Source organism: Nocardia wallacei (assembly GCF_014466955.1).
Taxonomy (GTDB): domain Bacteria; phylum Actinomycetota; class Actinomycetes; order Mycobacteriales; family Mycobacteriaceae; genus Nocardia; species Nocardia wallacei.
On sequence record NZ_AP023396.1, the window covers coordinates 3317919 to 3333010 of the forward strand.

15 protein-coding genes are annotated in these 15092 nt (G+C 69.1%); 6 read left to right on the forward strand and 9 right to left on the reverse strand.

Annotation, left to right across the window (positions count from 1 at the left end; genetic code table 11):
* Window positions 1-4: 4 nt before the first annotated feature.
* Window positions 5-1672: an FAD-binding dehydrogenase gene (locus NWFMUON74_RS15155; RefSeq protein WP_232111033.1), complete on the reverse strand. Its 1668-nt coding sequence runs from the start codon at window positions 1670-1672 to the stop codon at window positions 5-7.
* 103 nt (window positions 1673-1775) lie between these two features.
* Between NWFMUON74_RS15155 and NWFMUON74_RS15160 the strand changes: the two genes are divergently transcribed.
* From NWFMUON74_RS15160 to NWFMUON74_RS15170, 3 genes are all read left to right on the forward strand, one after another.
* Window positions 1776-2996, forward strand: a complete 1221-nt coding sequence (locus tag NWFMUON74_RS15160) for a winged helix-turn-helix domain-containing protein (protein ID WP_187688426.1) — start codon at window positions 1776-1778, stop codon at window positions 2994-2996.
* 120 nt (window positions 2997-3116) lie between these two features.
* Window positions 3117-5051 carry a CocE/NonD family hydrolase gene (locus tag NWFMUON74_RS15165; RefSeq protein WP_232111034.1) on the forward strand — a complete coding sequence of 645 codons (1935 nt, stop codon included), beginning with the start codon at window positions 3117-3119 and terminating at the stop codon, window positions 5049-5051.
* A gap of 128 nt (window positions 5052-5179) precedes the next feature.
* On the forward strand, window positions 5180-5626 hold the full coding sequence (locus NWFMUON74_RS15170; protein ID WP_187688427.1) for a hypothetical protein: 447 nt from the start codon (window positions 5180-5182) through the stop codon (window positions 5624-5626).
* Window positions 5627-5630: 4 nt separating this feature from the next.
* On the opposite strand, the gene NWFMUON74_RS15175 is transcribed toward NWFMUON74_RS15170, so the two are convergent.
* Window positions 5631-6635, reverse strand: a complete 1005-nt coding sequence (locus NWFMUON74_RS15175; RefSeq protein ID WP_187688428.1) for a bile acid:sodium symporter family protein — start codon at window positions 6633-6635, stop codon at window positions 5631-5633.
* Window positions 6636-6705: 70 nt separating this feature from the next.
* Here NWFMUON74_RS15175 and NWFMUON74_RS15180 point away from each other — a divergent pair, with 70 nt between their 5' ends.
* A complete protein-coding gene (locus NWFMUON74_RS15180) occupies window positions 6706-7563 on the forward strand; it encodes a LysR substrate-binding domain-containing protein (protein ID WP_187688429.1) in 858 nt (285 codons plus the stop codon).
* Between the two features lie 2 nt (window positions 7564-7565).
* Here NWFMUON74_RS15180 and NWFMUON74_RS15185 read toward each other — a convergent pair whose 3' ends face one another.
* From NWFMUON74_RS15185 to NWFMUON74_RS15195, 3 genes are all read right to left on the reverse strand, one after another.
* On the reverse strand, window positions 7566-8372 hold the full coding sequence (locus tag NWFMUON74_RS15185) for a putative protein N(5)-glutamine methyltransferase (RefSeq protein WP_187688430.1): 807 nt from the start codon (window positions 8370-8372) through the stop codon (window positions 7566-7568).
* A 25-nt stretch (window positions 8373-8397) separates the two neighbouring features.
* Complete coding sequence (locus NWFMUON74_RS15190; RefSeq protein WP_232111035.1) at window positions 8398-9270, reverse strand: ElyC/SanA/YdcF family protein; 873 nt, start codon at window positions 9268-9270, stop codon at window positions 8398-8400.
* Window positions 9271-9579: 309 nt separating this feature from the next.
* On the reverse strand, window positions 9580-9891 hold the full coding sequence (locus tag NWFMUON74_RS15195; RefSeq protein ID WP_187688432.1) for a cupin domain-containing protein: 312 nt from the start codon (window positions 9889-9891) through the stop codon (window positions 9580-9582).
* Between the two features lie 174 nt (window positions 9892-10065).
* Between NWFMUON74_RS15195 and NWFMUON74_RS15200 the strand changes: the two genes are divergently transcribed.
* Window positions 10066-10539: a MarR family winged helix-turn-helix transcriptional regulator gene (locus tag NWFMUON74_RS15200; protein ID WP_187688433.1), complete on the forward strand. Its 474-nt coding sequence runs from the start codon at window positions 10066-10068 to the stop codon at window positions 10537-10539.
* A 32-nt stretch (window positions 10540-10571) separates the two neighbouring features.
* On the opposite strand, the gene NWFMUON74_RS15205 is transcribed toward NWFMUON74_RS15200, so the two are convergent.
* From NWFMUON74_RS15205 to NWFMUON74_RS15220, 4 genes are all read right to left on the reverse strand, one after another.
* Window positions 10572-11021 carry a hypothetical protein gene (locus tag NWFMUON74_RS15205; protein ID WP_187688434.1) on the reverse strand — a complete coding sequence of 150 codons (450 nt, stop codon included), beginning with the start codon at window positions 11019-11021 and terminating at the stop codon, window positions 10572-10574.
* Window positions 11022-11045: 24 nt separating this feature from the next.
* Entirely contained in the window at window positions 11046-12308 is a 1263-nt protein-coding gene (locus NWFMUON74_RS15210; RefSeq protein ID WP_187688435.1) for a PPE domain-containing protein, read from the reverse strand.
* Between the two features lie 26 nt (window positions 12309-12334).
* Window positions 12335-12646 carry a hypothetical protein gene (locus tag NWFMUON74_RS15215; protein ID WP_187688436.1) on the reverse strand — a complete coding sequence of 104 codons (312 nt, stop codon included), beginning with the start codon at window positions 12644-12646 and terminating at the stop codon, window positions 12335-12337.
* Window positions 12647-12816: 170 nt separating this feature from the next.
* The gene (locus tag NWFMUON74_RS15220; RefSeq protein WP_187688437.1) at window positions 12817-13254 is read right to left on the reverse strand and encodes a PaaI family thioesterase; all 438 of its coding nucleotides are present in this window, start codon (window positions 13252-13254) and stop codon (window positions 12817-12819) included.
* Between the two features lie 552 nt (window positions 13255-13806).
* Here NWFMUON74_RS15220 and NWFMUON74_RS15225 point away from each other — a divergent pair.
* Window positions 13807-14820, forward strand: a complete 1014-nt coding sequence (locus NWFMUON74_RS15225) for a TRM11 family SAM-dependent methyltransferase (RefSeq protein WP_197987018.1) — start codon at window positions 13807-13809, stop codon at window positions 14818-14820.
* Window positions 14821-15092 lie beyond the last annotated feature (272 nt).

The window sequence follows — 15092 nt, forward strand, 5'->3', positions numbered from 1 at the left end:
GTCGTCACGCCGTCGCACGGACCAGCGCGCGCCCGGCGGCCCGCCCCGAGAAGATGCAGCCGCCCAGGAACGTGCCCTCCAGCGCGTTGTAACCATGCACCCCGCCGCCGCCGAAACCCGCTACCTCGCCCGCGGCGTACAGGCCCGGGAACGGTGTGCCGTCGGCCCGGATCACCTGCGAGTCGAGGTTGGTCTGCAAGCCGCCCAAGGTCTTACGGGTCAGGACGTTGAGCCGGACGGCGATCAGCGGGCCGTGCGCCGGGTCCAGGATGCGGTGCGGTGTGGCCACCCGGCCGAGCCGGTCACCCCGGGACCGGCGGGCGTTGGCCACGGCCATCAGCTGCGCGTCCTTGCCGTACTTGTTGACCAGTTCCCGGTCGCGGGCGACGATCTGGCGCTCGAGGTGGGCGGGGTCCAGCTGGGGTCCGCGGGCGATCTTGTTCATCCCGGTGACGAGTTCGGGCAGCGTGTCGGCGACGACGAAGTCGACACCGTGCCGCTTGAACGCCTCCACCGGACCGGGCGCGCCCTTGGCGATCCGGCTGCGCAGCGTCAGCCGGAGATTCTTGCCGGTGATATCCGGATTCTGCTCGGAGCCCGACAGCGCGAACTCCTTCTCGATGATCGACTGGGTGAGCACGAACCAGGAGTAGTCGTAGCCGGTGCCGAGAATCGCGCGCATCGTGGCGTTGGTGTCGAATCCGGGGAAACACGGTGCGGGCAGACGGTTTCCGTTCGCGTCGAACCACAGCGAGGACGGGCCGGGAATGATGCGGATGGCGTGGTCGGGCCAGACCGGGTCCCAATTGTGGATGCCCTCGGTGTAATGCCACATGCGATCCCGGTTGACGATGCGCCCGCCGGCCGCCTCGGTGATGCCGAGCATGCGCCCGTCCACGTGCGCGGGCACGCCCGAGATCATGGTCTGCGGGCACGGGCCCAGCCGCTCGGTGGGCCAGTTCTTGCGGATCAGCTCGTGATTGTGGCCGATGCCGCCGGAGGCGACGACCACCGGAGCGCGAAACTCGAACTCGCTCACCGTATTCCGTGACGAGGCCCGGCCGCGCTCCAGCTCGGTCGGCTCCAGTACGCCGCCGCGCACGCCCACCACCGCGCCGTCCTCGACGATCAGTTCGTCGACCCGGTGGCGGAAGGCGAATTCGACCAGGCCGCCGCGCTCGGCCGCCAGCACCGGCTCCAGGAACACCCGCACCACCTCGGGGCCGGTGCCCCAGGTCAGGTGGAAGCGCGGTACCGAGTTGCCGTGCCCGTCGGCGGCCGCGCCACCGCGTTCGGCCCAGCCGACCAGCGGCGTCACCCGCAACCCGAGGTCGTGCAGATACTGCCGCTTCTCGGTGGCGGCGAACTCGACGTAGGCGCGGGCCCACTGCCGCGCCCAGTGGTCCTCGTCGTCGCGGTCGAAACCGGCGGAGCCCTGCCAGTCCTGCCAGGCCAGTTCGAAGGAGTCCCGCACGCCCATCCGCCGCTGCTCCGGGGTGTCGACCAGGAACAGCCCGCCCAGCGACCAGAACGCCTGGCCGCCGAGGTTGTTGCGATTCTCCTGATCCAGCACGAGGACCCGCCGTCCGGCCCGGGTCAGCTCGTAGGTGGCTACGAGACCGGCCAGCCCGGCTCCGACGACGATGACGTCCGGCTGGTGCGACGGTGCCACGGGTACTCCTCGCGCTCGACTGCAACGGATACACGAGTGTATCGGCTGGGGTGGCGCGGCGCACGCATTCGAATCTGTCGGTGGCTCGTGGGATGGTGCGGTGGTGCGAACCATGACCGCCGCCGCCGCTCGCCGCACCGCGCTGGCCGCCCAGGGCTTGGCCGGTGCGCGCCCGTCCGGCCCGCCCACCCGCCGGACGATCCAGCGCGTTCTGGAGAAAACCCAGCTGCTGCAATTGGATTCGGTGTCGGCGGTGGTGCGGGCGCACTACGCCCCGGTGTTCGCCCGGATCGGCGGTTACGACCGCGCCCTGCTGGACGAGCTGGCCTGGAGCCACAACGCGCGGCGGCCGCGGCGGCTGGTGGAGTACTGGGCGCACGAGGCGGCGCTGCTGCCCGTCGAGGATTGGCCGCTGCTGCGCTGGCGCATGGCCCGCTTCCGCAACGGGCGCTGGGGCGGGGCCGCGCGGGTACTGGAGCGCAATCCGCGGCTGCCGAAGGACGTGCTCGAGGCGGTGGGCGAGCTGGGCCCGGCGACGGCGGGCGAGGTGGAGAAGCATCTCGAGCTGGAACGGCCGCGCGCCAAGGATCATTGGGGCTGGAATTACAGCGACACCAAGGTGGTGTGCGAGCTGCTGTTCGCCACCGGCGAGCTGTCGGTGGACAAGCGCGTCGGATTCCAGCGCTACTACGACCTGACCGAGCGCGTGCTGCCGCCGGAGGTCCGGGCCCGCGAGGTGGAAGAGGCCGAGGCGGTACGCGAACTGGTCCGCCGCGCCTCGACCGCGCTGGGTATCGCCACCGAAGCGGACCTGCGCGACTACTACCGGCTGCAGCGCAGCCAGACCGAGCCCGCCATCGCCGATCTCGTCGAGTCCGGCGAGCTCGAACCGGTACAGGTCCGTGGCTGGGATCGGCTCGCCTACCTCCGGGCGGGTGCGCGCACCCCGCGCCGAGTAGCGGGCGGCGCGCTGCTGTGCCCGTTCGACCCGCTTATTTTCTTCCGGCCGCGCACCGAGCGGATCTTCGACTTCCATTACCGCATCGAGATCTACACCCCCGAGGCCAAGCGGGTGCACGGCTATTACGTCTTCCCGTACCTGCTCGACGGCGACCTGGTCGCCCGCGTGGACCTGCGCGCCGACCGCGCTACCGGCCGCCTGCTGGTCCCCGGCGCCTTCGCCGAGCCGGGCCGGGACTCGCCCTACGTCGTCGCGGGTCTGGCGCGGTCGCTGCGGGAGCTGGCCGACTGGCTGGAACTGGACACCATCGAGGTCGGCGAGCGGGGTGATCTCGCGGCCCGGCTGAGCGCGGTGGCTCGGTAGCCGGGGGAGTCGTACCCGGACAAGGGAATTCGAGGGGGGAACGCGATGTATCAGCGAGACGAGGCGAACCGGTCCGGCCGATCGCGGGCAGCCGCGCGGGCCCGGTGCTACCTTCGGACGATGTCGTCGAACCGCCTGCGGCGCAGTCGAATCGTCCGGATGTGTGCGCTGGCGGCCACGGCCGTGCTGATCGCCGGCGGCTGCGGGGGGCCGGAACCGGAGCACACCGCCGGGCCTCGGGTGGCCGCGCCCTGGCCACCGGCGGACGGTCGCGGCGCGTGCGAGGTCGACAAGCAGCCGGACGTGCCCGCCACCATGCGTGACGGCGTGGTGCTGAAGTCCGATGTGTACCGGCCCCGCACCACCGACCCGGCGCCGGTGATCCTGATGCGCACCCAGTACGGCAAGGACGCGGCGCAGATCCAGCCCTACCGGTACCGGCCGCCGGACTGGTTCGCCTCGCACTGCTATCTCGTTGTGGTGCAGGACATTCGCGGGCAGGGCAAGTCCGGCGGTACGTTCACCGAGTTCGGTAACGACCTGGACGACGGGTACGACGCGGTGGAATGGGCGGCCGCCCTGCCCGGGTCGAACGGCAAGGTGGGCATGTACGGGTCGTCGTATGTGGGTGCCACGCAATGGCTCGCGGCCGTGCGCACGCCCCCGCACCTGGCCACCATCGTGCCGGCCAACACCTCCTCGGACTACTACGACGGCTGGACCTACGACGGCGGCGCGTTCCGGCTGGCGTTCGTCGAACCGTGGGCGATGGAGACGATCGCCCGCACCGCGGCGGAGAACCGCGGCGACACCGCCACCGCGAAACAACTGCTCACCGAGGGCGCCGATTACACGCGCTGGCTGGGTTTCCGCCCCTATCAGCAGTTTCCGCCGCTGCGCCCGGACGATCCGGCGGTCGCGCCCTGGTTCTACGACTGGATCCGGCACTCGGCCCGCGACGACTACTGGAAGCAGTGGAGCATCCGAGATCGGTATCCGAATGTCCGGGTGCCGGTGCTCGATGTCGAGGGCTGGTACGACGCGTTCCTCACCGGCGGCATCGAGAACTTCACGGGCATGGTGGAGCGCGGCGGGACCGAGGACGCGCGGCGTAACCAGCGGCTGGTCATCGGGCCGTGGGACCACGTCGGGTGGGGCCGCCCGGGCAGCGGCGTCGGGGCCCCGAAGATGGCCGCGGGCCCGGCCGGGGACAGCCCGATCAACGAGCTGATGCTGGCATGGTTCGACCGGTTCCTGAAGGGCGCCGACACCAAGGTGTCCGGGCAACCGGCCGTCGACTATTTCGTGATGGGCGCCAACCGATGGAAGACAGCGTCCGCGTGGCCGCTGCCCGACACCCGGTGGACCACCTATTACCTGTCCGGTCCGGGCGGTCCGGGTCTCGGCGGCCGCCAGGGCGCCTTGGTCCGGTCCGCGCCCAAGGATCCGCAGCAGCCGGACCGGTACTACTACGACCCGCTGAATCCGGTGCCCAGCGCGGGCGGCCATTCCTGCTGCGGCGCCGCGACCGGCCCGCAGGGCCCCTTCGACCAGGGTGCCGTGGAACAGCGCTCCGACGTGCTGACCTTCACCACCGACCCGATGCCGTCGGACACCGAGATCACCGGGCCGACGGAGGTGAGCCTGTGGGCCGCCTCGACCGCGCCCGACACCGATTTCACCGCGAAGCTGGTGGCCGTCGCGCCGGACGGGTCCACCGTCAATCTCAACAACGGCATCATCCGCGCGGCGTTCCGCGACTCGCTCGAGCACCCGACGCCGATCGTGCCGGGGCAGCCGTACCGCTACACGATCAAGATCTGGCCTACCAGCTACCAGGTACCGGCCGGATCCCGCGTGCGCCTGGAGATCTCCAGCAGCGATTTCCCGCAGTACGCGCCGAACCCGAACACCGGCGAGCCGTTCGGGCAGAGCGCGGCCGTGCAGGGTGCGACGCAGACGATCTTCCACGACGCCGAACATCCGTCGTCGGTGGTACTTCCGATCATTCCGGTAGGGGACAGTGGCAGTACGAAATTTCCGCTGACGCGGTAACGGCCTGTGCGGCAGGGCAATCCGGCATCGGGGTGGCCCGGAATCGGCGACTGTGCCGCCTCGACGCGCCACGCCGAACGCGGCGCAGTGGCTTGCCGACCGATGACGGCGGGCATAGCGTGGCAGGCATGTCGCGCATCGAGATCGAGGATCTGCCCGCCGATACCGCCGAGGTGCTGCGCCGCCGCGCCCGCTACGCCGGGCTGCCGGTACTGGACTATGTGCGCCAGGAGTTGACGGCGCTGACCGCGCGCCGCGTGCCCATCGACTCCGTGGTCGAGTTCCTGGAGAACGAGCGGCCGGACCATCCCTCCGCCACCCTCGACGAGGGCGCGATGGCGCTGATCCACACCTACGACCTGCCCGCCGACGCGTGGAGCGTGCTGAGCCGCCGCGCCGCCGCCGCGGGCGCGCCGCTCGGCGACTACGTCCGTCAGGAACTGATCAAACTGGCCCGCCGGAGCACCCTCGAGGAGTCGATGCAGGAGTTCCGCGACATCCTGGACCGCGACCCGAATCTCGACGTCGACCTGGGCGCCGTCGAGGACACGCTCCGCTACGTGCGCGGCATGTAACCGGTCATCCGGCGGTGGCCGCCGGAACAGGCCGGGCGGCAGCATTTTCCGCGGCCCGGCCCCACCGGCCCGCGAGCGCGGCGCAGACGAACAGCTGAATCTGGTGAAAGATCATCAGCGGCAACACGATCAGCCCGACCGGGTGCCCGGCGAACAGCACCGTCGCCATCGGCAGCCCGGTGGCGAGGCTCTTCTTCGAGCCGCAGAAGATCACCACGATCCGATCCGCGCGGCCGAATCCGAGCAGCCCGCTACCCGCCGAGGTCACCGCCAGCAACACGGCCAGCAGGCCCGCGCACACCGCCACCACGGCCAGCAGCGCCCACGGCGACAGCCCGCGCCAGATGTGCTCCACCATGCCCGCGCTGAACGCGGCGTAGACCACCAGATACACCGAGCCCCGGTCCACCACACGGGTCACCGCCGCATGCCGCAGTAACCGCCGCAACCACGGCCGCGACAACTGACCGGCCAGGAACGGCAACAGCAGTTGGACCACGATCGACAGGATCGCGGTGGGCGACACCGTCGCGCCGCCGGCGGTGTGCATGAGCAGCATGACCAGCAGCGGCGTCGCGAACACACCCACGAGATTCGACAGCGACGCGCTCACCACCGCGCCCGCCACGTTGCCGCGCGCGATCGAGGTGAACGCGATCGACGACTGCACCGTCGAGGGGAGCAGGCACAGGAACAGCATGCCGGTGTAGAGATCCGCGGTCAGCACCGACGGCGCCAGCAGCCGCAGTGCCAGGCCGAGCAGCGGGAACACTACGTACGTCACCGCGAGCACGCTCGCGTGCAGCCGCCAGTGCCGCAGCCCGGCCAGTGCCTCGCGTGGTTCCAGCCGGGCGCCGTAGAGCAGGAACAGCACCCCGATGGCGAGCTTCGTGGCCCAGTCCAGGACCTCGGCGGCGCTGCCGCGCGCGGGCAACGCGACCGCGACCAGCACGCTGACCAGGATGCCGAGCATGAAGGCGTCGATGCGCAGCTTGGCGAGAATCTTCACGTATGTACGGTATGGCCGTCGCACTGATCACGGAAGGCGGCGTAATCGATAACTCTGAACGAGTATCGTGATGAATGTGTTCGACCCGGACCTGCTGCGTACCTTTCTCGCCGTGGAGGGGGCCGGTGGTTTCACCGCGGCGGGCCGCCTCCTCGGGCTGCGGCAGTCGACGGTCAGCGGGCATGTCGCCAGGCTCGAACAGGCGGCCGGGCGCGAACTGTTCCGCCGCGACACCCGCAATCTCGCCCTCACCGCCGACGGCGCCGCGATGGTGGGGTTCGCTCGCGCCATTCTCGACGCGCAGGCGACGGCCGAGCGCTACTTCTCCGGCTCGCGGTTGTCCGGCCTGATCCGGCTCGGCGCCTCCGACGATGTGATGGCCCGTGAGCTACCGGACGTGCTGCTCGAATTCCAGCGCAGCCACCCCGGTGTGGACCTGGAGCTGACCGTCGGACTCAGCGAGAACCTGAAGACCCGGATGGGCGCGGGAGAGCTGGACCTGGTCGTCGGCAAGCGCCTGCCCGGGGAACGGCACGGCGAACTGCTGTGGCGCGACCGGCTGGTCTGGGCGGGCCGTTCCGGCGCGACGGGTTTCGACGATCCGGTCCCACTCGTGACGTATCCGCCGCCGAGTCTCACCCGCCACATCGCCCTGCGCGCCCTGGAGCGCGAGGGCCGCACCTGCCGTATCGCCTGCACCAGTGACAGTCAGCTGGGGCTGCGGGCGGCGGTGCTGGCCGGGCTCGGTCTGGTGGTGCATGCCGAAAGCCTGCTTCCCGCAGGGCTTTTCGCCGTGGCCGAGCCGCGCCTGCCGGAGTTGGGCGAGCTCGAGTTCGTCCTGCTGCGCCGCCGCAGCCGCCTGCCGGAGCCGGAGCGCGCGCTGTGCGAGGCGATCACCTCCGCTGCGCGGCGGGCCCGGCGCGCGTGAGATCAGGTTCGATCGGGGCGGCTGCCGATCACCACGGTCGCGTACAACTCCTCGGACTCGACGACCCTCGGCGTCAGACCGGCGCGCGCGAAGACGTCGACCGCGACCGGCGCCTGTTCCTCGCTCGATTCCACCAGCAGGTGACCACCCGGCGCCAGCCACGAGGGCGCCGCGGCGGCCACGCGCCGGACGACGTCGAGCCCGTCGGCGCCGCCGTCGAGGGCCGAAATCGGCTCGTGCTCACGGGCTTCCGGCGGCATGCCGGTGATCCGGGCGGTCGGCACGTACGGGGTGTTGGCGAGCAGCAGGTCCACGCGCCCGGCCAGCTGCGCGGGCAGGGGCGCGAACAGATCACCCTCGTAGACGCGCGCGTCCAGCGGGGCGAGATTGCGGCGAGCGCAGGACACGGCGGCGGGCTCGATGTCGCTCGCCGTGAGCCGCGCCCGGACGCCCGCGCGGGCCAGCTCCGTGACCACCGCCAGCCCGAGCGCGCCGCAGCCGCAGCACAGGTCGAGCACGACGCGGGGATCGCCGGGCGGGCGGCTGCCGAGCGCCACCGCCTGCTCGACGAGGAATCCGGTGCGTTGCCGCGGCACGAAGACACCGGGTTCGACCGCGACGCGCAGCCCGCGAAATTCGGCCCAGCCCAGCAGGTGCTCCAGCGGTATGCCGGAAGTTCGCTGCGTCACGAGGGCGTGGAGTTCGGCGGGCGTGGAGGCCGCCTCACTCAGCAGGGCGGCCTCGTCCTCGGCGAAGACACAGCCGGCCGCGCGCAGGGCGGCGACGATGTCCGGGTCGGATCCGATCATCCGACCATTGTGCCGACCGCGGCGGTCAGCGCTCGGCCGGCAGGAGGAAGGTGCGGGTGGCGTCGAGGTAGATGCCGCGCTGGGCGGCCCGGTTCGGCGGCGGCAACTGCGATACCAGCTGATCGGTGGAGGTCATCGCGCCCACCACGTGCGTTCCGGCGACGATGAAATCCGCTACCGCGCGGCGGATGTGGTTCGGCGAGGTCACCACGACGGCGCTGGTCGCCCCCGCGTCCCGCAGCATGCGGCTGCTGAACAGCGCGTTCTGCACCGTGGAGCCGGCGCGGTCCTCGACCAGCACCCGGTTCGCCGGAATGCCGTGCCCGATCAGCCAGCCCGCCATGGCCACTGCCTCCGGCACCCCGTTCTGCGGGTTGCCGCCGGTGACCACGATCGGCGACCAGGGGGCGGCGACGGCCTGCAGCCAGGCCGCCTGCAGCCGATTCACCAGTTCGGGGCGCAGGGCGCCGTCGGGCAGCAGACCGTAGCCGAGGACCACGATGCCGGTCTGCGGGCCGATCAGCGCGGGCAGGGGATTGGGCAGGGTGCCCACCGCGGCGCCGATGGCGCCCAGCAGGTTTCGGGTGCCCTGCGCCATCGCGCCGTCGACGGCCCCGAGCCGGTTCAGCGCGGCCTCGCGGGTGATGAGGTCACCGCTGTAGTCCGACCAGATCGCCTGCAGCGCGAGCGCCTGCGAGTCGTCGGGGGTGCCGTCGAGCAGCGCGCGCAGATCGGCCAGTCCCGCCGGATCGTTGCCGCTGAGGAAGTTGGCTTGGGCGGAGTTGTAGAGCGGAGCCGGGCCCTCGGCAGCGATGGCCGCGCCCGCGAACGGACCGGCGAGTGCGAGGGTGACCGCCGAACCGGCGGCGAGATATCGGAGACGCCTGGCGATTTTCACTGCAGTCGACACCTTTCCGAAGGAGCGGGTCATGCGCGTGTTGCTGGCAATTGCCTCTGGACAATCGAGCCAACGATACGGCCGCCCCGCCCCGCGAGAGCGGATTTGGGGGTGTGACATATCTGGATGTAACGCGCAGGCAGGGGTGAACTCGCACAAACAGCATGTTCACAACGTCGTACGTGGGTGCCGTGTGGAACGAGGGGGAGGAAGATCCGGCCACGGACGTTCGTCCGTGCCCCGCTCTCGCGGACACATCCACTCCGGCGGGGGTTCACCGTTCGTCTGCCCCACAGACCCGGCACGCGGTCAGATGCTGCCCTTGCGTTCGATGACAAGGATCCGGGCTTCGGGCGCGGGGTGGGCGATGTGCTCGTCGCCGATTTCGGCGTAGCAGATCTTGCCGGGCGTCAGGCGTTCGACCCTTTCCTTGCCGTCCTCGCGATAATGCATATCGACTACGCCGTCCAGCACGACGAAGACCTCAGGGCCGTCGTTGACATGCCAGACATAGGGCTGATCGGTCCAGTGCAGCCGGATCGTCGCGGATCCGATTTCGGTGATATCAATCGCCCCCCACGGGCGGTCCGCGGTGAAGTCACCGGCCTCGAAGAAACGCATGCGTCGATTATGGGCCGCGTCGGCGATATATTCCTGTCCGGGACTACATCGCTACCGGGAGGTCTCAGGTGGTGTCGTCAGCGCCCCTGACGGGCCAGAACCGGATCGCACGCGGCCGTGCGATGATAATCCCATCCGGGATGGTCCCGGACGCAGTGATTACTGAACCTGTTTATGGGCGGACCTTTGGACGACTTGTTCTGCGATCCCCGCTGGGACCCTTACGGCCTCCTGCGGGAGGCATACCTCAGCGTGACTCGCCACATCGACGCACAGGTGAGCCCCGCCGGCGATATGGACGCGGCGATCTCGGACCTGCTGTTCCGGCTCGCGCGTACGCCCGATTACTCGCTGCGCGCCATCGATATCACCCGCGCTCTCGCCACCAGCACGACACGCACAACGCGTGTGGTCGACTTCGCGCAAGCACAAGGTTTCGTCGTCCGCGCCCCGCATCCCACCGACCGCCGCGCTACCGTGGTTTCCCTGACCGCGGGCGGTATGGCCGAGGCGCGCAGACGCGGAGTGGTCGCCCTCGATGCGGCACAGCGCTATATCCATGACATCCTCAGCCCGGCCGAGATCGACGCGATGACCGCGCTGCTGCGGAAACTTCGCGACGGTAATCAAGCGATCGACGGCCGATAACCCAGAGGGCAGACTATCTCAGCGAGCCGACGCTACAGTGTGACCGCCATGTCCATGCCTCCGTCGAGCGGCAGCGTCTGGGTCACCAATCCGTTGGCGGGGTCGCCGAGAAAGTCGAAGAGCCTGCGGTAGCCAGGCGGCTGGTCGGCGGCGTTGTCGATGACGACGACGGCACCCCGGCGCAGCGCGGTGCGATCAATTCGATGGCGGGCCGGGCCATGAGGGGCCAGATATCGATCAAGGCGAAATCGACCGGCCGACCGACCGACATGCCGCAAAGTATCGCGTAGTTCCCTCGCGTAAGTCGATGTATCGGTCGAGGCCGGCCACGTCGAAATGCTTCCGGGCCTCAGCGGCTTTGGCTGGTTCGTGTTCGGTGCCGATGACCACTCCGGCTCTCCGCCTGCGGCGGAAACGAGGTGGATGGCCTGAGCGAGGTAGCGGGTGGAGACGCCGTACGAACTACCTACATCCACAGCCACATCGGAGATCGGATCGGCCGGAGGCTACTGATTGCGGTCGCCGTCTCCGTACTCGATGACCCCGACGACAGGTTGGGCTTCCAGGGTCGGTATGTCCTGAGGTGTTCCGTAACCGACGACCTTGGACACCTTCACAGCGCTCTCGTCGCCGCGTCGCCGTGATCGCGCCTGCGGGGCGACAACTCCCCGTGGCGCAACCGGCTGAGGGACCGGTGCGTTTGCCGATTCGGTCGGCACCGCACCGAATGTCGGTGAGGGCCGCGATTGCCAGTTGGCCGGCATCCGAAAACCGGTCGTGGCTCCTGCCATCGAGGCCGGGCCACCGCGCGTCATCCCGATCACCCCCGAACTCGCTGCCGTCGCGCTGGACCCCGAGGTCGACGACGACGGCGGAACCTCGGTGAGCCCGCTGTTGGTCGGGTCGCCGGCAGCATCATTCACTCCCTCGCGAGCCGCATCTGCTCCCGAGCCGGCCATATCTTCTCCCCGGCCGGTCAGGTAGGTTGCCGGATCAACACCTGATATCGATTGCGCACCCTCCGCCGATGGCGTGGTTATCGCCCGATCCGCAAGACTTCGCTCTGCTCGCACTGCGTTCGGCCCGAGTTCGTTCCCGCCGTCTCCGGATGCCGAGGATCCGCTGTCCGAAGCCGAGTCTCGCTGCGTCCGATCCGATGTCGGCGAGTACAGCGAACTCGCCACGAGATCAGCCGAAACGGACGGAGTCTCTGATCCGCCGCTGCCGGAGACGACCGGTTGCGAAGGCACGGGGGGCGGAAAGCTGGCGAGAATAGGAACCAAGGTTGCGGAATATTGCTCCATGACCGCGACGGCAGCGGCGAAGATGGCCGCACTTTCGACTTCCATCAGCATCAACATCGGCAAAGCCGGGGCGGCAACAGTGCTGGCCGCCAACAATGCGGTCTGCCTGGCCGTAAATTCCATCAGCTCCGCTTCCACGGCCAGCATAGCGTGGTATGCGATCTTGTAAGCGCCTTCGGCCTCGAGCAAGAGCGTGGACGTCTGGACCGCTACGTCGGCTTGGGCGCGCAATGAATCGGTATACCTGCGAAACGCCGCCTGGGCGGCATCGGACGAGATGCCACGCCAGGTCTCGCCCATCTCGACCATCGAAGCATCAGTTCTGTTCGCGGCGGCATTCAACTGCGCGGCGATGGCCGAGTACGACTTTGCCGCCGCATCTATCGACGCCGTTCCGGGGCCGGTGAGCAATGGGCGGATAATCGCCTCAGCGGCGACCACGAACGGATCGACATAGGGCAACATGGGATTTGCTTTCTCTCGATGAATGCTCAATCGGCAATGTGCACGGATCCGACCGAATCCGCCCCGTACTGATCGGCCCGGGTGAACTCGGCGGCAATGATCGGCAACACTGCCGCCGCCTCCTCACCGCGACCGATCATCTCCAGAGTGCGGGGAAAGAATTCGGCAGCGTGCGCGAACGTCACGGGCAATATCTGCGCGCTGGCGCCATCGAATCCCGGAGGTGCGGCAACCGCAGCCTCGACAGCACCGAGAACGGTATCGGCGACGCCGACTAGCGCCGTGTCCAGCTTCGCGCTGGTCGACGGAAGATGTTCTGGCACAACCTCGAAGGACATGGAATGCTCCTGATGACTTTTCGCCCGCTGACCGGGCATGCAAATAATCCGCCGACAAAGGGTTGAACGAGGCCGCGGCATCACTCACACTCACCGAGCGGGCAGGCAGCGCAATACCACCGGGCCCATGTTCGGGTGAGTGTTGCACCGACGTGGTGGCCGAGGACCGCTCATCCGGACTGGGGCAGCGGCACATTCTGCAGGCGGAGTTCCCCCAGCGCGAGTATCTTGTCCGCGACCTCGTCGGTGACGACCACCTTCCACAATTGCTGAACCCGCCCCTGATGGAGCGGCTCGGCCAACACCGAGGCGCGGCAGCCGGAGGTGGACCGCAGGAAGTTCGTCGAGTTGTGGACGCCGACCGCGTATTGGCCGCGCTCCGCGACCGCGACACTGGCGCCGAAACTCCCCGCCGTCTCGACGATCGCGGCATAGACGCCGCCGTGCACGACACCCCACGGCGTGTGATGGTCGGCCCCCAAGTCGACATAGCCGGCGATGCGAGTGCCCGAGACCTCCTCGGCAACGAAACCGGTCGACGCGACGAACTTGCTTTCCCGATCCGATACGGCGCCCTCGAGAGGCGGCGAGGAGGAAAGTTCAGGCATGGCAGCTCCTAACAGCAATGAATCCGGCCCCGACCTCGTGCCGGACGTACTCGGCCAGCCGTCCGACAGTGGCAACGGCGGTCCATGACAGACGCAGCCGCGCGAGTACCTGTTCCGCCGCTACACCCGACGCCCTTACCGTCACGTTCAGGATAGTCCCGAACGGGACAATATCGCAACCTGGCCGACCGGCGGATCGAACCGCAACCACGGTGATCTGCGGCCGCCTCCTCCCCGATGTACCCCGCCCTGCCCAGGCTCGAGAGCTCGGCGCTGCGCGGAATTCGTACCAGTGTCGCGGTGTGGAACCGGTGAGATCGCGACTTCGTGCGCGGTCCGCGGCCGGGAAACGAGTAGCCGCGAGTGCGGCCGCCGGATAACCTGTGGGCCATGATGTTCTTCCACCTGCGCTGAGGTAGCCGTCGGCGCAGTGAGGCTTCCCCTCGCCGACGATGCGGGACGGCGTGGCGTCGTCCCGGGCCTCGGTGTGGGAGAACGAATTTCATGGGCATCCGCTTGGTGGCGCGGTGTGTTCGCGGCGTGGAGACCGCGGTGGCATCGGAGATTCTGCGCAGCGACCTGGGGGCGGTCGTCGCGATCGGGCATCGGGAGGTGCATTTCCGGCCTTGCCGACCGGACCCGGCGGTGGTGCGACTGCGGTCGGCCGACGATGTGCTGCTGTGTGCGGCGGCCGGTCCCGACATCGGAACGGCCCGCGATTCCGTTGCGGCACTTGCCGAATTGGCCGACGCCGTCGATATGTCCGCGCTGCTGGCACGGCGGCGTGACTGTGGCGGCCGGGCGGATCTCGGCGGGGGAGTGGACGTGTCGGCGTCGTTTCTGGGGCGTCGCAACTTCAGCCGATACGACGTCGAGGAGGTCGTCGGCCGGGCGCTGGCCCGCCGGTGGGGCGTCCGGTACCGGTCACGGCGCGACGGCGCACCACCCGTGGCCTACAGCGGCTGGCGGCTGACGCTCGACGGTATCGAGTCCCGCCTGCTGTTGCGGGTTGCCGACCGTCCGCTGCACCGCAGGCCGTACAAGCGGCAGGCGATACCGGGCACACTGCACCCGCCGCTGGCCGCGGTCATGGCGCAACTCGCCGAAATACCGCGCGGCGCAATGGTTCTCGATCCGTGCTGTGGTGCCGGAACGCTGCTGGCCGAGGCGGTGCACCTGCGCCCGGACGCGGTGTTTCGAGGCTACGACTGGAGTCCCGACGCGGTGCGAGCGGCTCGGGCCAATGTCCCGGCCGGGGTCGAGGTCCGCCGGGGTGACGCGGGCGACCTGGCGATGGCCGACGCCAGCGTCGACCGCGTCCTGTGCAACCCGGCGTGGGGCGGCCAAGTGGCACCCGCGGGACGGCTCGCCGCCGATCCGCTCCGGCTGTGGCCGCAACTGCGGCGCGTGCTTGCTCCCGGCGGCATCGCGGTCGTGCTGATCCCCGACACGTCGGCACTGGCCCCGGCCATTGCCGCGGATCTCGTGCCCACCCGGATCCAGGGCGTACGCGTGTCCGGCAAGCAGGTCCACATCGTCAAGCTCGCACCCGGGTGTCCTGGATGACGGAATCATGTTCCGGCGCAACGCTATCGAGTCCCGGCTGGTTTCGCCGAGAACGGGTGCACTGCCCGGGACACCCGAGATGTGCTGGCCGATGACCACACCTCAGCGAGGATCGGGTGTCGATGGACTCGAAGCTGCATCGAATTATTCGATTCCGGCATGAGTGTGTCGCGAGAACGTGCGCGTGCTGCTTTTCCGGAGCCGACCGGAAGTGGTAATAGCTGGATGTTATTTGAAGCCACAACTACGGCTCGGTTCCATGCTTTCTCGGA